Source organism: uncultured Acetobacterium sp. (assembly GCF_927416815.1).
Taxonomy (GTDB): domain Bacteria; phylum Bacillota; class Clostridia; order Eubacteriales; family Eubacteriaceae; genus Acetobacterium.
On sequence record NZ_CAKMJU010000078.1, the window covers coordinates 1 to 19,034 of the forward strand.

General features: G+C 41.7%; 20 protein-coding genes. 17 read left to right on the forward strand and 3 right to left on the reverse strand.

Features of this window, described 5'->3' with window-relative positions:
* The first annotated feature begins 71 nt into the window (after positions 1-71).
* The 6 genes from QZ998_RS11245 to QZ998_RS11270 all read left to right on the forward strand — a co-directional run bounded on the left by QZ998_RS11245 (position 72) and on the right by QZ998_RS11270 (position 6,219).
* A complete protein-coding gene (locus tag QZ998_RS11245; RefSeq protein ID WP_296560650.1) occupies positions 72-3,110 on the forward strand; it encodes a PAS domain S-box protein in 3,039 nt (1,012 codons plus the stop codon).
* A 59-nt stretch (positions 3,111-3,169) separates the two neighbouring features.
* A complete protein-coding gene (locus tag QZ998_RS11250; protein ID WP_296560730.1) occupies positions 3,170-3,574 on the forward strand; it encodes a response regulator in 405 nt (134 codons plus the stop codon).
* A gap of 19 nt (positions 3,575-3,593) precedes the next feature.
* On the forward strand, positions 3,594-4,427 hold the full coding sequence (locus QZ998_RS11255; RefSeq protein ID WP_296560652.1) for an HD-GYP domain-containing protein: 834 nt from the start codon (positions 3,594-3,596) through the stop codon (positions 4,425-4,427).
* A 339-nt stretch (positions 4,428-4,766) separates the two neighbouring features.
* Complete coding sequence (locus QZ998_RS11260; RefSeq protein ID WP_296560654.1) at positions 4,767-4,946, forward strand: hypothetical protein; 180 nt, start codon at positions 4,767-4,769, stop codon at positions 4,944-4,946.
* A gap of 32 nt (positions 4,947-4,978) precedes the next feature.
* Positions 4,979-5,518, forward strand: coding sequence for a thioredoxin family protein (locus QZ998_RS11265; RefSeq protein ID WP_296560656.1), 540 nt, complete (start codon positions 4,979-4,981; stop codon positions 5,516-5,518).
* Positions 5,518-6,219 carry a cytochrome c biogenesis protein CcdA gene (locus tag QZ998_RS11270; protein WP_296560658.1) on the forward strand — a complete coding sequence of 234 codons (702 nt, stop codon included), beginning with the start codon at positions 5,518-5,520 and terminating at the stop codon, positions 6,217-6,219. Before QZ998_RS11265 ends, QZ998_RS11270 begins: the two co-directional genes overlap by 1 nt.
* Before the next feature lie 291 nt (positions 6,220-6,510).
* Here the strand turns inward: QZ998_RS11270 and QZ998_RS11275 are convergent, their stop codons facing one another.
* A complete protein-coding gene (locus QZ998_RS11275; protein ID WP_296560660.1) occupies positions 6,511-7,890 on the reverse strand; it encodes an ISNCY family transposase in 1,380 nt (459 codons plus the stop codon).
* 246 nt (positions 7,891-8,136) lie between these two features.
* Here QZ998_RS11275 and QZ998_RS11280 point away from each other — a divergent pair, with 246 nt between their 5' ends.
* Genes QZ998_RS11280 through QZ998_RS11300 form a run of 5 tightly spaced genes read left to right on the forward strand, consistent with a single transcriptional unit; the run spans position 8,137 to position 10,457 of the window.
* Complete coding sequence (locus QZ998_RS11280) at positions 8,137-8,508, forward strand: hypothetical protein (protein WP_296560662.1); 372 nt, start codon at positions 8,137-8,139, stop codon at positions 8,506-8,508.
* Positions 8,509-8,510: 2 nt separating this feature from the next.
* Entirely contained in the window at positions 8,511-8,813 is a 303-nt protein-coding gene (locus tag QZ998_RS11285; RefSeq protein ID WP_026394308.1) for a 4Fe-4S dicluster domain-containing protein, read from the forward strand.
* The gene (gcvH, locus tag QZ998_RS11290) at positions 8,806-9,654 is read left to right on the forward strand and encodes a glycine cleavage system protein GcvH (protein ID WP_296560665.1); all 849 of its coding nucleotides are present in this window, start codon (positions 8,806-8,808) and stop codon (positions 9,652-9,654) included. Before QZ998_RS11285 ends, gcvH begins: the two co-directional genes overlap by 8 nt.
* Positions 9,647-10,048 (forward strand): putative zinc-binding protein, encoded by a 402-nt coding sequence (locus tag QZ998_RS11295; RefSeq protein WP_296560667.1) that lies wholly within the window; start codon positions 9,647-9,649, stop codon positions 10,046-10,048. Before gcvH ends, QZ998_RS11295 begins: the two co-directional genes overlap by 8 nt.
* Position 10,049: 1 nt before the next feature.
* Positions 10,050-10,457, forward strand: coding sequence for a putative zinc-binding protein (locus tag QZ998_RS11300; RefSeq protein ID WP_296560669.1), 408 nt, complete (start codon positions 10,050-10,052; stop codon positions 10,455-10,457).
* Positions 10,458-10,541: 84 nt separating this feature from the next.
* Here QZ998_RS11300 and QZ998_RS11305 read toward each other — a convergent pair whose 3' ends face one another.
* Positions 10,542-11,081, reverse strand: coding sequence for a (Fe-S)-binding protein (locus QZ998_RS11305; RefSeq protein WP_296560671.1), 540 nt, complete (start codon positions 11,079-11,081; stop codon positions 10,542-10,544).
* Positions 11,081-12,232 (reverse strand): cysteine desulfurase, encoded by a 1,152-nt coding sequence (locus tag QZ998_RS11310; RefSeq protein WP_296560673.1) that lies wholly within the window; start codon positions 12,230-12,232, stop codon positions 11,081-11,083. The genes QZ998_RS11305 and QZ998_RS11310 overlap by 1 nt, the downstream gene beginning before the upstream one ends.
* Before the next feature lie 250 nt (positions 12,233-12,482).
* On the opposite strand from QZ998_RS11310, the gene QZ998_RS11315 reads away from it, so the two are divergent.
* The 6 genes from QZ998_RS11315 (at position 12,483) to QZ998_RS11340 (ending at position 18,958) form a co-directional block, all read left to right on the forward strand.
* Positions 12,483-13,220 (forward strand): gamma-glutamyl-gamma-aminobutyrate hydrolase family protein, encoded by a 738-nt coding sequence (locus tag QZ998_RS11315; RefSeq protein WP_296560674.1) that lies wholly within the window; start codon positions 12,483-12,485, stop codon positions 13,218-13,220.
* A 73-nt stretch (positions 13,221-13,293) separates the two neighbouring features.
* Positions 13,294-14,679, forward strand: coding sequence for a dihydrolipoyl dehydrogenase (gene lpdA, locus QZ998_RS11320; protein WP_296560677.1), 1,386 nt, complete (start codon positions 13,294-13,296; stop codon positions 14,677-14,679).
* A 107-nt stretch (positions 14,680-14,786) separates the two neighbouring features.
* Complete coding sequence (arsA, locus tag QZ998_RS11325) at positions 14,787-16,502, forward strand: arsenical pump-driving ATPase (protein ID WP_296560679.1); 1,716 nt, start codon at positions 14,787-14,789, stop codon at positions 16,500-16,502.
* Positions 16,503-16,571: 69 nt separating this feature from the next.
* Entirely contained in the window at positions 16,572-16,850 is a 279-nt protein-coding gene (locus QZ998_RS11330) for a hypothetical protein (RefSeq protein ID WP_296560683.1), read from the forward strand.
* A 66-nt stretch (positions 16,851-16,916) separates the two neighbouring features.
* Entirely contained in the window at positions 16,917-17,273 is a 357-nt protein-coding gene (gene arsD, locus QZ998_RS11335) for an arsenite efflux transporter metallochaperone ArsD (protein WP_296560685.1), read from the forward strand.
* 308 nt (positions 17,274-17,581) lie between these two features.
* Positions 17,582-18,958 (forward strand): transposase, encoded by a 1,377-nt coding sequence (locus tag QZ998_RS11340; RefSeq protein WP_296560687.1) that lies wholly within the window; start codon positions 17,582-17,584, stop codon positions 18,956-18,958.
* The last annotated feature ends 76 nt before the right edge of the window (positions 18,959-19,034 follow it).

The following is a 19,034-nucleotide window of genomic DNA, read 5'->3' on the forward strand; positions in this document are numbered from 1 at the left end:
CGGAATCCCGGTAGTTTTGAATTAACGAGCACATTCAAAAAGAGAGCAACAACATGCTAAAGGAGAAGGGATTGAATACTGAAGAGAATTGCATCAAAGCGTTTGATGCCATATCAGTTGGTGTGGTGATGATAGATGAAAATGCAAAGGTCACCAAAGTCAATCGTCCATTGCTGAACTATTTCAACCGAAAAAGGACAGACTTTATTGGAAAGCAATTTGGCGATGCGGTCCAATGCAAGAGCAGCCGTTTAAATAAACTAGGTTGCGGTTTTGACCCAAGCTGTGAGTTCTGCGAACTGAGAAATGCGGTTATTAAGATTCTGGAATGCGAAGATGAACCGATTAAAATTGAATTCAAGAAAAGCATTTTTGTCGATGATGAGGAAAATGATTATTGGTTTCGGGTTAGCATTGCCCCGTTGATTCGAGAAGATAAAAGAAATGCAATGGTGACCTTTGTCGATATTACCGAGCGAAAAAACAGAGAGCTGTCACTGGAACAGTCCCGGGATTATTATTACCGGATGTTTGAAAACTTTCCCACCCTGATCTGGAAAACGGATCTGGAAGGAAATGTGGTTTACTTCAATCGCAGCTGGTCGCTATTTACCGGCAAGCTAAATGAAGACTATCTGGGAATCAAGTGGCTTGATCTGATTCATCCGGAGGATCGAAAAATATATCAAAAAATGAAGAACCAGGCCTTCCGCAGCAAAAGACCCTTCAGTATCCAATATCGCATTCGACATGCTAGCGGCAAGTACCGATGGATTGAGGGTATCTACAGTCCGTCTTTTGAAGAAGATGGTAGTTATGGTGGTTATATCGGCATTGGTATTGACATTACTGATCGGAAAAACCTCGAAGAAGGCTTGATTCGCTATAAGATGCTGGCCGAAAAGGTTCGTGATACCATTCTTTTTGTTGAAAGCAACGGGAAAATAATTGATGCCAACAATGCCGCCGTGGAGCTGTACGGTTATAAACGGGGAGAACTACTTAAACTTTCAGTCTTTGATTTAATCGAAGGCGGAAAGTCGATCGCAATTGAAGAAATGGAACATGGCGATAAGGATGGCGTATTTTTTGAAACCCTTCATAAGCGCAAAGATGGTAGACAGTTTCCGGTTGAGGTCAGCGCCAAAGCGGTAAAAATGAGTGAAAAACGGTTAATTATCTGTATTATCCGGGACATCTCTGAACGAAAAAACTCTGAAAATGCCTTGATTGACAGTGAAGAAAAATTTCGTCAGGTATTTCATAATTCAGCCGATGCGATTTTTGTTCAGGAAACAAAAATCGATGGTTGCCATGGCCGACTCATAGAAGTCAATCAGACGGCCGGGGATATGTTTCACTACACTTATGAAGAGTTTTTCGGGTTTGAAGATCCGGTTTTTAAATTACTTGACACATCTGAGGTCGGCAAAAAATATTGTCATGAGTTGCTGGAAAAAGATCAGATTGCCATCAAAACCCTGGCCAAACGAAAGGATGGGTCAACCCTACCGGTCGAGGTATTGTGCAGTCACTGCTATTTAAACGAAAAAAAAGTAGCTATTACCATTGTCAGGGATATCAGTGAGCGACTAGCGGTGGAACAGGCCTTAAAATTGGCTAAAGAAGAAGCGGAAACTGCTAATCAGGCTAAAAGTGAGTTTCTGGCCAATATGAGCCATGAAATCAGAACTCCCTTAAATGGTATTGTCGGGATGGTTAATCTCATGCGTTTATCCAATTTGAATCAGGAGCAGCAGGAGAATATTAAAATTATCAAGACCTGCGTCAATGCGTTGCTAAACGTGATTAATGACATCCTTGATTTTTCAAAAATGGAAGCCGGAAAATTGGAGATTAAAAAGAAAAACTGTGATATTAAAGCCCTGGTGGAACACACCATCAAAGCCCAGTCGCCAGTGGCAGCTGGCAAGGGGATCGAACTCAACTACGCGTTTTCAGCTGCGGTGCCCCAATATGTGATGGCGGATTTCCATCGGATTCAGCAGATCCTCAACAACCTGATCAGTAACGCTATTAAATTTACAGATGTTGGCGAGGTTTGGATTAAGGTTAGGAGCCTAGCTATAACAGATAATCAGGTTGACCTGCTTTTTGTGGTGGAAGACACCGGCATTGGTATTGCCGAGGAAAACCGCCAGCGGATTTTTGAAAGCTTTAGTCAGGTCGACGGTTCTTACACCCGGAGAGTCGGAGGAACTGGTCTGGGACTTGCTATAACTAAGCAATTGGTGGAACTTATGGGTGGGCAAATTTGGGTAGAAAGCAGGGAAGGGGTCGGTAGTCGGTTCTATTTCCAGCTCAGCTTTGAACCAAGTGGCGCAAAAGAGCTGCAAGCAGAGAAGCAGCCGGACTATTTTAAGATCAATCAGCAATATAAAATCCTTCTGACTGAAGACGACAAGGTCAATCAACTGGTTATTGACCGGATGCTTAACGAATGCGGTTATCGGGTGGACATTGCCACTAACGGCTATGAGGCAGTGGCAATGGTTAAGCAAAATAGCTATGACATTATTCTGATGGATATTCAGATGCCCGAAATGGATGGCATTGAAGCCACGAAACTGATCCGCGAAATCAATCAGGATACCCCGGTTTTAGCTATTACTGCCCACGCGCTTCATGGTGATCGGGAAAAGTTTTTATCGCAGGGAATGGATGGCTATATCTCCAAACCGATTAAGGTGGAGAAACTAGTGGAGGAAATTGAAAAATGCATCAACCGGAAGCTAGAAGCATTGCAAACTGGAGATTTCAAAATGCATATCGACGCTAATGGGGAAATCGTGATTAAGGAAAAGAATCCTTCCGATTGTCTGAGTGAAAAGGTATATGATGCGGAAAAGGAAGATCAACTATCCGCGCTGATCAAGGAATTAAACGATCAGGTGGCAGCAAAAAAACTAAAAGACCTCGAAAAGTTGGCCAATCAGATCAAAAAACTTTCCATTGCTCTGGACATTGAAGATTTAAAGGTAGTTGCCTTCAAAATTGAATTGGATGTCAGACGGGGAAATTTTCAGGCCGCAACCGAGAAGGTCAATCAGATTAATCATGTTTATGCGGTGTACAAAAAAACGGTATAATAAATATTTCGTAAGAAAAGGTCATAAAAAGAGAAAGCAAATGAAGGGTAGGAATGAAAATGAAAATACTGATTGTAGAAGATGACATGGTAAGTCGACGTTTTTTGGGGAAATTTTTAGCCCAATATGGTGAATGTGATATCGTGGTGGATGGGATGGAGGCTCTGGATGCTTATCTCATCGCAATTAAAGAAGAAGACCCCTATGACCTTATCTGTCTGGATATTATGATGCCAAAGGTCGATGGGGTGAAGGTGCTTAAAGCGATCCGAGATTTTGAAGTGCAACGGGCGATTCTTCCCGAAAACCGGGTGAAGATTATTATTATCACCGCACTGGCCGATACCGAGTTTGTCAATACCGCCTTTGATTTAGGCTGTGAAGCCTATGCTGCCAAACCGGTTGATACCGATAAGCTCATTGAAGTTATGAATAAATTGGGCGTCATCAAAGTTGATCAATAAACTAAAAATGGGGTAAAAAATGGGAATTCTAGAAGATCACATTAATAATTATACACAGTTTGAGCCGGCTGCTCTTCAAACAACGCATCATGATAGTAGCCGCTATAAAACTGGAATCTCGCTGTCTCATTATCTGTGTGATCTTAACGAAAGCATGAGTGAACAGCTCAACCGCAATATGCTGGTGGAACTGAAAAACAACCTCAGTAATGTGTTGTTTCAGAAAGAGTACACCTATACCCATGTGACCCAGTTTCTGGCTCATATGTATGAAAGCATCGAAGGTAATCCGATCATTCTTAAAGCCCTAGGTCAGATTAAAAAAATGGACGAGTATACCTTTACTCATAGTGTTAATACCGCCTTTTATTCGATGTTTATTGCGATGTGGATGGGTTTAGAAGATCAGGATATCATCAATGCCACCCAGGCGGGATTTCTGCATGATATCGGTAAGATCTATATTCCTGGTGCAATCTTAAACAAACCGGGACCCCTAACCGCCCAGGAATATGAAATCATCCAGCTTCATCCCCTTTACGGTTATTCGCTGCTCAATGAATTTAGCGAATTCAATCTCAAGGTCAAACGGGCAGTCCTCTTTCACCATGAGCGGATCGATGCCAAAGGCTATCCGCTGTGCGCCAGCGAAGATTATGTGGGACTTTTACCGAAAATCATTGCAGTCGCCGATGTCTATGACGCGATGACTACCAATCGGGTTTATAAGAAGGGAAAAACCGCATTAGAGGCCATTGACTATCTCAGTCATCAGGGGCGGCGCCATCTGGATAACCGGGTATTAGTGCATTTTCTAAATAATATTCCGGTTTATGATTTTAAGACATCATGAATGTGCGGAGAATTGATTTATCAGCAGTATTGTCTAGCGTTTACTCTGGCAAGCTGCTTTTTTTGTTTTACGCAACTTTTCGGCGCTTAGACTAGTTGATTTTTATAAATAGCTTGATCAGCTAAAAAAACAATATGATTTTGACACATATCTTAAATGATATTTTGGAGAATATCGAGGATTACCCGCATCTAGTTTTTGATCAGACCCGAAATATTGACAATCAAAAATTATTGGATCAATGCTGTAATCATCTTTTTATTCAGTTGTAAAATGAATAAATAAGCGTCAAGGTTCTTTAGAAGAAAACTAAAAAATAATCATCATGTTCATACCAGGATGTCTGATGAAAAAACTGTTTGCTTTGAAGCGTATATTGAAACGGAAGATATGCTATTATCTGAGGTTTGTCTAGTCACTGATAAAATTGAACATTTGCTTAAAGAAAAAGAAGGTATTTATTATGTGACATTACAGGTGGCAGTAGATAAATGTTGTGATAAGCGGTTATTTAAATAAATAAAAAAATGAGCAATATTTAGGGGGAATTTATGTTGAATGCAAATAAAAATATATGGTTAAAAATTTTGATACCCGTTGCAATTGTATGTGTTGTTGGTGGGTTATGGATATTAAAAAACACGCAAGATTCAGAACCAGAGAAAGGCGTATCAGTGGGCAGCAACAATCCCGATTTTGCCCTTGATGTAACGGATGAACTGGATCTTGACCAACTCAAATCCTACGGCTTGCCTATTGTTATCGATTTTGGGGCAGATTCCTGTCTGCCTTGCAAAGAAATGGCACCGGTTCTAAAAGCCTTGAATGAAGAATATCAGGGAAAGGTCATTATCAAGTTTGTCGATGTCTGGAAATATCAGGAGCTGGCTCAGGGTTACCCGATTAGTCTGATTCCGACGCAAGTATTTATTGGCGCCGATGGAAAGCCTTTTAATCCCGAAAATCCCTCGGCTTTTTCGCTGAATCAGTATGTTACGAAGGATACTGGTGAGTTGGTCTTTACGACCCATGAAGGTGGGATGACCAAAAACGATTTTTTAATGATCTTTGATGCGATGGGTGTTCAGTAATGGAAGCGATGATTAATCAGGGGTTAAGTGTACTTTCAGAAATGATTGCCGGCAATATCTGGCTGGCACCGCTGCTTGCTTTAATTGCCGGAGTGCTGACTGCGTTTACGCCCTGTTCACTATCGAGTGTGCCACTCGTGATTGGCTATGTGGGTGGGACTGCCCAAAGAGAAACAAAAAAAGCCTTTAAGCTTTCACTGGTATTTTCGCTGGGAATGGCGGTCACCTTTACGACTTTGGGGGTTTTGGCTTCGCTGTTGGGTCAATTAATGCAGGGAACTGGAACCTGGTGGTATATTCTACTGGGTGTTCTGATGGTGCTGATGGCACTGCAAACCTGGGAAATTTTTAATTTTATTCCAGCCACAAACGCCGTAAGTAAAAGCACGAAGCGCGGTTATATTGGTGCCTTTCTGGCTGGTATATTGGGTGGGTTCTTTTCCTCCCCCTGTGCGACGCCGGTGCTGATAGTGTTATTGGCGATGGTTGCCAATGAAGGCAATCTTATTTGGGGAATCCTGCTCTTGCTACTTTATTCGCTTGGCCACAGTATTTTGGTTTTAGCAGCGGGGACATCCATTGGTTTTGTGCAAAAGCTTTCGGCCAGTGATCGATATGGAAAATTCAGCACGATTTTGAAAATTGTGATGGGTTCGGGAATTCTATTACTGGCATTTTATATGTTTTATTTGGGCTTTTAGTAGGAGTGCTTTTACGATTTGTAAACGAATGGGATGTCCTAGCGCTTTGAATATTTTTACCGATACATCGTCAGAATTCATCCGTGACCTCTTTTCTATTTGGTGATTGATTAAACATCATAAGAGTAATTGATTTAATAACATTATAAGCAATTGCTTATAAAAAAGCAATCTTTATCTTTACTCTGTCAAGCATTTTTGAAAATGTCCCGAAAAAGATAAAACATAAGCACTCATAAAAAAGAGTGCATTAAGAAGGAATCGAACGGGCTATATGGGAACAAAACACGATCAAAAGTTGAGGTCCGGGAGATCAAAACGATGCGCCTGTTTATTAACGTAGCGTTCAAAAGAAGCCTGTTTCCAAGGATGAGACATTGGTGGAATATAGCGTTTTCGCGGTTTCTTTACGGGTTGAACAAAGTCGAAGTTCTTGGATGTTTGTTCATGCTTGGGGATTTCGTCCAACACATAAACTATTTTTCCAACACAAAAGAACAGGGATTGATCGAAGGCCTGAATCACCATGCCGGAGGTGCCCTTGTAATGATAAACGGGAAGACCTTTGGCATCGAGAAGTCTGAAATAGCGGTTGTTAAAGCGAATGCAGTGACCATTATCGACCTTGCGATTACTTAAAACGGCCAAGGTAAGATTGATTTTTTCAGGATTCGGTTGCAATTCGAAGACAGACTTGGTATGATCAATGGCAAGAGCGAATTGTGCATTGAATTTTTTTATGTAGGAGTTTAAAAACTCGTTTGCCTGCTCAAGTGTAGTTGCGCCTGCCAATTGTAATTCAAAGGGCAGGCGTGATTGTAATGTTTGAAACATCCGCTCAACTCGGCCTTTCGCCTGGGGAACACTGCTGGTTTTTATATCAATCCCCAGCTGCTTGCAGGCATAACCAAACTGAGTAAAGGTGTCACCTTCAAGAGAAGGTGATTTTTTTTGTTTGTACTCAAAAACAGTCCGACGATCCGTGAAGAACATGTACGGAATCCCGTGATTATTGAGGATTTGATGCAGGATGTGGTAATAACCATTTAGCGTCTCCTGGCGGTCGAAATAAGCGCCGACGATGGTGTTGGTCGCATCATCCACCGCGATATGGAGCTGGGATTTTTCATCCCCGAACCAGTGATGCAAGGAAGCATCCATTTGCAGCATTTCGCCAAAGAAAGCGCAACGGGGACGGCGGGGATGAGCATCCTCAATGGCGAGAATCGAAGCGGTGATCGCAGCCGACTGTTTTTTAGAAGTGGTTGACTGCTGCATCGCTTCCAATTGTTTTTTTAGATTCTTTTTCGTAATCCGACACGCTTTAGGCGAAAGAATAAAGGCCGAGGCAAGTGCCGATCGCACCACGCTGATTGAAACCTGAATCGCTTCATGCTCGCCGAGAAGTTCCTGAAAGTGCTGGAAGTTTGTGCCATAGTAACGTGTCCGGTAGAGATCGATAATCAATTGTTTTGTTTCGGAGTCAACGGTATGAGCCGGCTGGCGCCCCTGATTTCCATGAACAAAAAAAGATTTCCCAGTTTTGCGATAGCCACTAATCAGGCGATTGATGTGCCGCAAGGAGCACCCAATTCTTAATGCTGCTGTCTTTTTATTCCCGTTTGTATCCACCAGTAATTTTATCGTCTGATATTTTAATTCTTCATTCATTTTCAAGCTGACCTTTCTGATTGTCTTGCCTCTTTCCAATAAAGTTTAATACTTATTTTCTGAGGTTACATCATACACTAAATTTTGATTTTGGGACATAATCAAAAGTGGTACACTAGGACATTATCATAAGTCGTTCATAATAAAAAAGCAATCTTTATCTTTACTCTTGACACCTATAAACGAGGGGGAGTATAATAATTTTAAACATAAGGAAATAATTATATTATATAAGAGGTAGAAGAGATGAGTCAAGAATTACCAGGTTTTATTATGTGTGTCTGTACTGGAAAATGTCCTGGATTTCAAGCTATGGACATTTGGGATTTTATCAATCAGGTTCGGGTTGAGTTGCCGGTTGAGTACGCCTTTATTCACCCACAGCTTTGTGAAGAAGATGGCGATCGCTTTTTAGCCGATTTTTTAAAGTCACATCGAAAAGTAATCATTGGTGCCTGTGCCCCGAATATGCAACGCAAAATGTTTAAGGATGCTTTTAAAGATGCGGGACTTAGTATTGAAGAAGATGCAGTGATGTTGGACATCCGCGATATGACCAACGAAAAAGCCTTTGAAGTGGTCGAGAATAAACTCGAAGAAATGGGATTCGAGGTATAGTCATGAGTGAATCAACTTTTATGGGTGTGGAACGGGATCGGATTGATTGGTCTCCCCGAATTGATTTTACGAAATGCAATGATTGTATGGACTGTGTGGAATTTTGTCCCCATCAGGTTTTTGAAGTGGATGAGAATGCCAAGCCCAAACTTAAGGTGAAAAATCCCAACAACTGTGTTGTTTTTTGCCGCGCCTGTAGTAAAACCTGTGGACCGGATGCAATTACATTTCCTGATAAACCAGAAACGACCAAGATGATTAAAGCCATTCGTAAGGCAGAAAAAGAGGCTGCAACCGATGAGTGATTCACTTTGTGTTTTACCCTGTAATGGATTAGATAAATGCGCCGGGGATCTATCCCGACGAGTTGCTCAGGAAATGGCAAAGTCGGAAGAAGTCGAGCTGATCTGTCCAGTTTTACTAAATCAGAACAAAAGCCGGTACGAAAAAGCCCTGGAAGCAGGCAGCTTAACGGTGATCGATGGCTGCAATACCCGCTGTGCCAGCAAACTGGCCGCAGATTTAGAACTTGCCATCAAAGAAAAAGTTAATGTCAGCGAGGTGGCCAAGTCGCTGGATATCAAGCTGGGAGTTGAAATCCGGGAAGATCAGGACACCCAGGCAGTGATTCAGGCAGTGCTGGGAAAAATAAATAGTTCAGCCGCAGAACAGGTTGAATCGGAATTTGTTGAACCCGAATCGGTCGAATATAATACTTTTTCTCATGGTAAGTTTATTTTCAAGGTGCCAAAAGCCAATTATTATTTCAATGAAAATGACTGCTGGGTGACAGTATCAGGGAATATGGCCAGGGTTGGTGTCAGCGATTATGTGCAACAGAATCTGTCAGATATTCTCTATGTCGATCCACCGGAAATCGGCGATGAATTTGAACAGTTTGACGATTTAGGCAGCATCGAATCCAGCAAAGCAGTATTTGAAATTGTATCACCAGTAGCCGGTACCGTAGTTGCGGTTAATGCTGGTTTAAGTGATGCTCCGGAACAGGTCAATGAAAGCCCCTATGAAAAAGGCTGGCTTGTGGAAGTTCGTCTAAGCGATTTCGAAGAAGATCAGGATCTTCTTCATGATTGCCCGGCCTATTTTAAATTTTTGAAGCGAAAGGTAGCAGAAATAGATGTCTAAGATTAAAGTAATACCCTGTAGCGGGATTGGTAAAGTATTTGGCCTATTGGCCCGGGAATCGGTGCTGATGGTGACCGAGGAGAAATGTCCCGATGAGTGCGAAACCCTCTGTCTGGCTCATGTAGTTACCGGAGATGATGAAGTAGTGGGAAAAATTAACGGTGAAAATTGCATCACTATGGATGGTTGTGCCAAATACTGTGCCAAGAAAAGTGTCGAAGAAACCGGTGGCATCGTCGTAAAAAGCCACAAGGTGCCAGATTATATCAAAGCCCATCGCGGCGAAGAACATGGCACTGGAACCTATCTCACAGACGATGGCTGGAAATATGCCGAAGAACTGGCAGAAATCATGGTTGAAGATATCAAAGAAATAAAAGCAGGGGTGAACTAAGATGTTAGGAAACAGAATTGGCGTTATTTCATGTAGCGGCGAAGAGTGTCTGGGTGGAACGATTTCTCGGTTAGCTGTGCGAAAAATGATGGAAGAACTCAAACCCGGGATGGTTTCAACCCTTTGTCTGCCGTTATTTATTGCTGGTGATGGCGGAGAACGGGAGTTTGCCGAAAAATACCCCACCATTGCTGTAGATGGTTGTTCAAAATGCTGTGCCAAACGAGCCATCGAAAAATATAGTAGCGCAGTTGCCGGCAGTATCGATGTGGCCGAGATCATTGGCGAAGCCAAAGCCCTTGAAAAACCCTTGTCGACACGTCATATCACCGATTTACATATGGAATATGTAAATCAAACGGCTGCTAAAACCTGCGAAATCTTTGATGAGATTTTGGCAAAACAATAAACCATCAAAATAATGAAAAAAGCCAGATCATCTTAATGCGAAGATCTGGCTTTTGCGTTGTGTAAATTTTTTCAAGACTGGTACTTAGTCGGTTTCATAACCCATTAACTGCAAATGTGCTTCCAGGCTTAAATAATTGGGTGCATACTCTGCTTCCTTCATCAGAGTGCACTGGTTTAGTCGACAGGTGCCTAAGATTAACTTTGAGGCAAAACCCATGCACGAACCCTGGCCACAAACTTTACAGCCAAGCTTTTTTGGCAGAAGTTTGTAAAGCTGAATCGCACTAGGGCGTTCGCGGGTTTCTTCATTTGGAGTGATATTATCGCGATTTTCCCAGGTCTCGTTGATAAGATCTCGGATATGATCGATCATTTCATGGCATTGAGCTTCATTGGTTAACTGGGTGCAAGTAAGCTTATTATCATGGATGTTGATAATGTGGCTACCAATTTTATAAGTAAATGTCTTTGCGGTTGGAATATAAAGTCCAGTTTTAATTACGGTATTAAGGTAGGGCATGACCTCTGGCACCGGATTGCTCAGCTTGGCACGAAATTTAATCCGTCCACCACCGGTAGTACAGGGCTTAATATAAATAAGACTGATTACAGGTAAATACATTAGTTATTCTCCTTTTGATATGATTTTAATCCGTTAACCAGGGCATCAATATCAGCGGTTTCGTTAAAATAGCCGATGCCGATGCGACAAGTTCCTCGGGTAACCGTACCAATCAGACGATGGGCACTGGGCGCACAGTGCAAGCCGGAACGGATCATTACATGGCACTCCTGATCCAGATAAAAAGCGATTTCTTCCGGGACGTGATCTTTGATGTTAAAGGGAATAACGCCTACGGTTTTGGAAGAATCCCGGGGGCCATATATTTCAATGCCGGGAACCGCACTTAAAGCGCTTAGGGCGTAGTCCATTAGGGTGTCTTCTTTATGTCGGATTGTTTCCAGGCCTTCAGCTTCTAGAAATGCCAGGGCAGCGCCCAGACCGATAATTCCGCTAACATTCAAGGTACCGGCTTCGAGATGGTTGGGATAATAGTCGGGTTGGTATTCATAGGCCGAATCACCACCAGTGCCGCCAGAGATGAGGGGATCGATATTGGCATCGCAATTAACGATCAAGCCGCCGGTACCCATTGGCCCTAGCAGGCTTTTATGTCCGGTAAAGGCCAGTAAGTCAATGTTTTGTTCCTGGACGTCTATCGGAATAACTCCGGCTGTCTGGGCAGCGTCAACCAGAAAAAGTATGTTTTTCTTTCGAGCCAATGCGCCGATTTCAGCAATTGGTTGAATCGTGCCTAGCACATTGGAGGCATGGGTGAAAACGATCATTTTTGTAGTTGGAGTAATAGCCGCTGCCACATCCTTGATATCAGTTTCGCCTTGCTCGGTAGCTGGAACAACTGTAATATGAATCCCCTGATCGCGTTCCAGCGTTTTTAGGCATCGCCAGACGGCGTTATGTTCTAGAGAACTGGTCACCACATGATCGCCGGGTTTTAAGATGCCTTTAAGGGCAAGGTTTAATGATTCAGTAACCGATGAAGTAAAAACCACTGTTTTAGGATCATCGTGGTTAAAGAGTTTGGCCAGGCTTTTTCTGGTCTGGTAGACCAGACCATCAGCTAAAATGGCCTTTTCATAGGAGCCTCGACCGGAAGTTCCGCCATTATTGACAATATAATCGTAAATTGCATCAGGTACTGCCAGCGGTTTAGGAAAGCTGGTTGCAGCGTTATCTAAAAAAATATCCATAAAACACTCCTTCTATAATCAAATAATAATATCCTTAGTTGTTACTTTTATCATAGACGTTAATCCTAATTTCGTCAATATAATTAACAGGTAGAATTTGGGTTGAATAAAATCGAATCATCGTGATTTGGGACAGAAAGAAGACAAAAAAATAACAGTTGACATATTCATATGAATGATATATCATATGAATTGATAGTTATGTGAGATGTGAGATGAAAGTGAGAACTGTGCAATCAGGGGGGCGCAAATGAAAAATAAACCGATGATTGGGGTATTGCCTCAATATAATGCAATCGAGAACAAAATCTATATCGCCCCACCGTATATGAATGGCATTATTGAAGGTGGTGGTTTACCGGTGTTGTTGCCCTTTGTAAAAAACAAAAAAGATATCTATACATTGGCGAAAGAATTCGATGGTTTTCTTTTTACCGGGGGACAGGATATCAACCCTAGTTTATATGGTCAGCCTTTGTGTAATTGCTCGGATGAGATCTCACCGCGCCGTGATGACTTAGAAATAAATCTTTTCAAAGCGATTATAAAAGAAAACAAACCGGTATTTGGTATCTGTCGGGGAATGCAATTGATTAATGTGGCATTAGGTGGGACTTTGAAACAGGACATTTTAGGGGTTCGGGAAATAGGGATGACTCTTCAACATTTTCAAAAGACACCCTTTGATATTCCTGTACATGAAATAAATATTGAAAAGAACACTTTGCTTTATCGAATTTTAGAAAAAGACAAAATATTGGTAAATAGCATTCATCATCAAGGGATTGGCAATCTGGCTAAGGGACTTTTGCCTGTAGCAACCAGTGTCGATGACCTGATTGAGGCGGTTGAAATAAAAGCTTTGGACTTCGGAATTGCCGTTCAATGGCATCCTGAACAGCTCTTAAAAACCGATAATAATGCGCGGAAATTATTTGCTGCTTTTATAAATGCAGCAAATAGTAACTGCAATAAAAAAGTGATTTGAATGGAAATAGAGATAGCACACATTAAAAAGTGCTCATTAATTTTGACTAAATTACATCATGCAAGGAGAGACAATGAAAATTACGATTATTGGTGCTGGCCCGGGCGGATATGAAGCTGCTATTATGGCAGCTAAGTTAGGTGCAGAAGTGACGGTTATTGAGAAAAGCGAGGTCGGCGGAACCTGCCTTAATTTCGGGTGTATTCCGACTAAGGCTTTGCTGGCTTCTAAAGATGTTTTAACGACATCTTTAGAAGCCGAAAAATTTGGAGTTTTTAATGACCACACAACTACGGATCTAAAGCAAATCATTGAACGAAAAGATAAGATAGTATCTGGTTTAGTTAAGGGAATTGAATTTCTTTTCGAATCGAATGGCATTAATTTGGTTCGCGGAATCGGAAAACTGATCGATTCAAAAACGGTCGAAGTTCAGCGCATTGATGGCAGGGTTGAAACCCTGGTGAGTGATAAAATATTATTAGCAACCGGTTCAGTGCCGATCTGTCCAGAAATGTTTCATTATGATGGTAAGAAAGTGATTACTAGTATCGAGGCTTTGGCTTTAAAAACGCCGCCAAAATCGATGATTGTTGTTGGCGGGGGCGTCATTGGCTGTGAACTGGGGCAGTTTTTTGCTCAAATGGGAACGAAGATAACGATTGTGGAAATGGCCGACCAGATTTTAAGTAGCGAGGATGAGAGTGTCGCGAAACAACTCGTGCGACAATTTAAACGGGAAAAAATAAAGGTATTGACCGCCAATGCTATTACTGACGTGAAGGTTCAGGATTCAGGGGTGGTAGTGACATTAAAAAAGGGCGAACTTTTAGAAGCAGAACTGATGCTGCTGTCGATCGGACGATCGAGCTATTCGAAAGGACTTAACCTGGAAGAATTAGGAATTAAAGTTGATACGAAGGGTCAGATTGAAGTCAATGAGTCACTCGAAACCAGTGTCAAAGGCATTTATGCCGTAGGAGATCTGATTAGTACACCTTATTTAGCCCATGTCGCATCGAAAGAAGGCATTATTGCTGCTGAAAATATGTTGGGGAATAATAAAACCGGTGTGCATAAAGCGATACCCAGATGCGTCTATACCGACCCGCAAGTTGCCGCTGTCGGATTAACTGAAAAAGAAGCCCAGCAAAAGGGCATTAGCTATAAAACAGGAAGCTTTGATTTTCGATCACTCGGAAAAGCTCAAATCATTGGTAAAATCCAGGGACAGGTTAAAATTATTGTAAATGAACATGATGTGATTATTGGCGCTTCGATTATTGGTCCTGAGGCGACCGATCTTTTGACTGAATTAACCATGGCTGTACACCTTGGTTTAACAGCAGAAGTATTAGGTGATGTGATCCACCCACACCCAACTCTGTCCGAAGCCATTATGGAAGCGCTGCACGATGTGCATGGGAAATCAATTAATAAAGTTTTAATGCGGCTTTAAAGCGCTATCTTAAGTTTCAGAAAAAACTTGACAAGGTCACATGAATGAGATATCATATGAATGTAAAGAAATATGAAATTAGGATCATGTAAGAAAGAAGGCTTATGATGTACAAAAATTTTACACCAGATAATGTTAATTTAACTAAATATTTATTTTATACCGGCAAAGGCGGCGTTGGCAAAACCTCCACAGCCTGCGCAACGGCAGTGAGTCTAGCCGATCAAGGAAAAAAAGTATTCCTTGTCAGCACCGACCCAGCTTCTAATCTACAAGATGTATTCGAAACAGAATTAACCGGACAAGGGGTTCCCATTAAGAACGTTCCCAATTTAATGGTTGCTAACTTGGATCCCATCGAGGCAGCAGAAGAGTATAAGGAATCGGTAGTCGGACCATATCGGGGAAAATTACCGGATGTTGCGATCGCCAGTATGGAAGAACAATTGGCGGGATCCTGCACCGTTGAGATTGCCGCATTTAATGAATTCTCGCGGTTTATTACCGATGAAAAAATGAGCAAAGAGTATGATTATATTATCTTTGATACTGCTCCCACCGGTCATACCCTCCGAATGCTTCAATTACCATCAGCTTGGGACAGCTTTATTGATGAAAGTACCCACGGCGCTTCCTGTCTGGGACAGTTATCCGGTTTAACCGAACAAAAGAAAATGTATGAAAAAGCCGTGCAAACCCTTTCTGACGGCGACATGACGACCTTGATTTTGGTTTCTCGACCGGAAATATCACCGCTCCAAGAAGCCGCCAGAGCGTCTAAGGAGTTAAAAGAAATTGGTGTTGAAAATCAAATTTTAATTATCAATGGGGCTCTGGAGAATTTTGATAAAACTGACGATATTGCCACAGCTTTTTATGGCAAACAAAAAGATGCCGTTCAGAGAATTCCTAATAGCTTAAAGACTCTAGATATTTATACCTTACCACTTCGTGCCTATAATGTTGCTGGCGTTGACAATATTCGCCGCTTATTCACTGAAGATGATGTGATTGAGGTTGAAAAAGTTCAGGAAATTAGTGATATGCCTGGTTTGGAAAAACTGGTTAAAGATATGTATGATACAAATAAAAAAGTTATCTTTACCATGGGTAAAGGTGGTGTTGGTAAAACGACCATTGCAGCAGCTATTGCGCTGGGACTATCAAAAATGGGTAAAAAGGTTTACCTGACTACCACCGATCCAGCCGGTCATATGAGTGCATCAACCATGGGTGGCGAAAACATCACCGTCAGTAATATTGATGAAGCTGAAGAATTACAAAAGTATCGGGACGAAGTCATAGGCAAAGCCAAAGCAGCTAACATGAGTCAAGATGATATTGATTATATTATCGAAGATTTGGAATCTCCTTGTACTCAAGAAATTGCGGTATTTAGAGCCTTTGCAGAACAGGTAGAAAAAGCTGCAGATGGAGTGGTTGTGATTGATACAGCGCCAACTGGTCATACCTTGCTGCTACTTAACTCAACGGAGAGCTATCATAAAGAAATGGAACGATCCAACGCAGATATTCCCGATTCAGTCGTCAATCTTTTACCGCGGCTGCAAAATCAGGCCGAAACGGAAGTTGTTATTGTGGCTCTGCCAGAAGCTACACCGGTCTTTGAAGCACTGCGATTAGAGGCAGACTTAAAGCGTGCCGGGATTATGAATAAATGGTGGGTAATGAATGCCAGCCTATTGGCCACTGATACCAAGGATCCATTCTTGCGAGCAAGAGCTAATAATGAAGAAAAATGGATTAAACGAATTGCTGAGGATACCAAAGGAAATTACGTGGTAATTCCCTGGAAAAAATAAACATGTCTGTTTCACAAATAAGAAGCACTAGGTTAATTAATTTAGAATTAAACAATGAGGAGAAACAAAATGATTATTACAGATGAAGCAAAAGTTGTATTAGAAGAAATGTTGAAAGAAAATGGTCAAGATTCACTCCAGGCATCCCTGCAAGAGGGCTGTTGTGGAACATCCCTATATTTTACATTTACCAATAAAAAGGAAGACGATCAACCGGTGGTTATAAATGGTATTAACGTCTTAATGGAAGGTGAAGCTGTAATTAAAACGAACACAGTTACTTTAAAAACAGACGATGAAGGCAAACTGGTTGTTGAGGATTCAGCTCAAGCATCGGGATGCTGTTAATCAAGATTATTAAGTGTGGACTAACCGATTTTATTAAAAAGACTCATCTTTTAGAAGGAGAATCAAATGAATAAAGTAGAAATATATGATCCGGCCATGTGCTGTTCAACAGGTGTATGTGGACCAGGTGTCGATCCTGAGTTGTTACGGGTTTCGGCCATGTTAAATGTCTTGCAAGGCGAGGGTAGAAAGATTCTCAGATATGGCTTATCCGAAGATCCAATGGCCTTTGTAGCCAGCAAAACTGTGAATGACTTAATTCTTAATGAAGGCGTTGAAGTGCTTCCAGTTACGATAGTGGATGGCGAAGTAAAAAAGAAAAAAGGATACCCTTCCAACACCGAATTAGCAACTTGGGCAGGACTTTCAGAAGAAGAAATACTCAAGCTGCTTGCCAAGGCTCAAACGGCAACAGTAATATAGAAGAATTAAGGGGTTTATCTGTATCAGAAAACCAATAAAAAATTTCCTTAAAAATTACAGGGGTAAAATACTTACAGAGATAAAATTCAAGATTGAGATTTTACCAGGGTAAGGGTTGTTTGGGGGTTGTCAACAGACAACTTAATCAAACAACCCTTTGCTTTGATTTTTTAACTCAAACTTCGCACATAATAATCGAGCAAAATCATCGTAAATCCGATGTTGCAAACATAAAAATAGCATGAACACACCAGATTTGTTATAATTGAATTAACGAAAAACAAACAAACAACCTGGAGGCTCATGCTATGAAAATTATAACACAAACCGGCACAGACTTGAATTCCAATTTAAAAATTGTCACCCGTTTTTTGAAAAAATATCAGGTTAGCCTGCTTTTAAAAACATGCAACGCTTATAAAATCAAAGGTTTTTCAGTAATTTCGGTTTTTGAATATCTGTTGAGCGTCATTTTTACCAACCGATCGATATACATGAATTACGTGACCAATCACCATTGTCCGGAGTTTCAAAAAGATACGATCTATCGCTTCATGAACTCCCCCAAAATCCATTGGCAGAAATTTACCACGTTGCTGGCCGCCCGGGTGACCAATCAGAGTCTTACCCGTCTTACCAATGAATCCCGGGAAAATGTTCTGATTGTTGATGATACCCTGTTTGAGCGAGACCGCTCGAAAAAGGTGGAGCTGTTGTCCCGCGTCTTCGACCATGTGAAGCATCGCTATACAAAAGGATTTCGCCTGTTGACGCTGGGGTGGTCTGACGGGAACACCTTCATTCCGGTTTCCGGTTCACTGTTGTCATCTTCCGATGATAAAAATCTTCTGAACAAGGCTGATAACAGTCTGGACAAACGTAGCATTGCAGCCAGACGACGAAGCCAATCGAGACGCAAAGCGACGGAAGTGATGCTTGAGCTGATCCGATCTGCCCTGAAATCTGGGATCAGTGCCAGCTATGTGCTGTTTGACACCTGGTTTTGCAGTCCATCCGCCCTGATTGCAGTCAAAAAAACGGGGATTGACGTCATTGCCATGGCAAAGAAGACACCCAAAATTCACTATCTTTTTGATGGCGAAAAGATATCTGTCAAAGCCATCTATTCAGCCTGCAAAAAACGCCGGGGGCGATCACGATACCTGCTTTCAGTGGACGCCGCGATTCAAAAAGATGACATCACCATACCGGTCAGACTTGTTTTTGTCAGAAACCGAAATAAACGCAATGATTACCTGGTTCTGATTACAACCGATCTCACTCTTTCCGAAGATGACATCATTCGCCTTTACGGAAAACGCTGGGCAATTGAGGTTTTTTTCAAAGTATGCAAATCCTATCTGAAACTGACAAAATCCTTCAGAGGACTGTCTTTTGATGCCCAGACGGCTCATGTTGCGATTGTCTTTACCCGCTACACAATGCTGTCACTGGAAAATCGCTTTAACCTTGATGTGCGCAGCATCGGAGAACTGTTCTACTGGACATGTGATGAACTGGCTGATATCACTTATCAGGAGTCTTATCTTCTGTTGATTGAGCTGATGCTGAGTGTTTGTCAGGATCAGCTTCAACTTAGTGAAGAAAAGATGGTTGTTCTGCTCGAGCAGTTCTTTCAGAATTTACCGGCAATGATAAAAAGTAGCCTAAAACCCTGCGCCTGAATGGATGTTTTTCAGAAAAAACCTTTCGCATCAACGTTTTAGGGTGTTTTTAATGTGCGAAGTTTGAGTTTTTAAA

Bases quoted from the DNA above. Each gene is read 5' to 3' on its own strand.
- QZ998_RS11260 (WP_296560654.1), top strand. From the start codon at position 4,767: ATGTCTGATGAAAAAACTGTTTGCTTTGAAGCGTATATTGAAACGGAA.
- QZ998_RS11295 (WP_296560667.1), top strand. From the start codon at position 9,647: ATGTCTAAGATTAAAGTAATACCCTGTAGCGGGATTGGTAAAGTATTT.
- QZ998_RS11330 (WP_296560683.1), top strand. From the start codon at position 16,572: ATGATTATTACAGATGAAGCAAAAGTTGTATTAGAAGAAATGTTGAAA.
- QZ998_RS11305 (WP_296560671.1), bottom strand. From the start codon at position 11,081: ATGTATTTACCTGTAATCAGTCTTATTTATATTAAGCCCTGTACTACC.
- gcvH (WP_296560665.1), top strand. From the start codon at position 8,806: ATGAGTGATTCACTTTGTGTTTTACCCTGTAATGGATTAGATAAATGC.
- QZ998_RS11315 (WP_296560674.1), top strand. From the start codon at position 12,483: ATGAAAAATAAACCGATGATTGGGGTATTGCCTCAATATAATGCAATC.
- arsA (WP_296560679.1), top strand. From the start codon at position 14,787: ATGTACAAAAATTTTACACCAGATAATGTTAATTTAACTAAATATTTA.
- QZ998_RS11270 (WP_296560658.1), top strand. From the start codon at position 5,518: ATGGAAGCGATGATTAATCAGGGGTTAAGTGTACTTTCAGAAATGATT.
- QZ998_RS11280 (WP_296560662.1), top strand. From the start codon at position 8,137: ATGAGTCAAGAATTACCAGGTTTTATTATGTGTGTCTGTACTGGAAAA.
- QZ998_RS11255 (WP_296560652.1), top strand. From the start codon at position 3,594: ATGGGAATTCTAGAAGATCACATTAATAATTATACACAGTTTGAGCCG.
- QZ998_RS11285 (WP_026394308.1), top strand. From the start codon at position 8,511: ATGAGTGAATCAACTTTTATGGGTGTGGAACGGGATCGGATTGATTGG.
- lpdA (WP_296560677.1), top strand. From the start codon at position 13,294: ATGAAAATTACGATTATTGGTGCTGGCCCGGGCGGATATGAAGCTGCT.
- QZ998_RS11310 (WP_296560673.1), bottom strand. From the start codon at position 12,232: ATGGATATTTTTTTAGATAACGCTGCAACCAGCTTTCCTAAACCGCTG.
- arsD (WP_296560685.1), top strand. From the start codon at position 16,917: ATGAATAAAGTAGAAATATATGATCCGGCCATGTGCTGTTCAACAGGT.
- QZ998_RS11265 (WP_296560656.1), top strand. From the start codon at position 4,979: ATGTTGAATGCAAATAAAAATATATGGTTAAAAATTTTGATACCCGTT.
- QZ998_RS11300 (WP_296560669.1), top strand. From the start codon at position 10,050: ATGTTAGGAAACAGAATTGGCGTTATTTCATGTAGCGGCGAAGAGTGT.
- QZ998_RS11275 (WP_296560660.1), bottom strand. From the start codon at position 7,890: ATGAATGAAGAATTAAAATATCAGACGATAAAATTACTGGTGGATACA.
- QZ998_RS11250 (WP_296560730.1), top strand. From the start codon at position 3,170: ATGAAAATACTGATTGTAGAAGATGACATGGTAAGTCGACGTTTTTTG.
- QZ998_RS11340 (WP_296560687.1), top strand. From the start codon at position 17,582: ATGAAAATTATAACACAAACCGGCACAGACTTGAATTCCAATTTAAAA.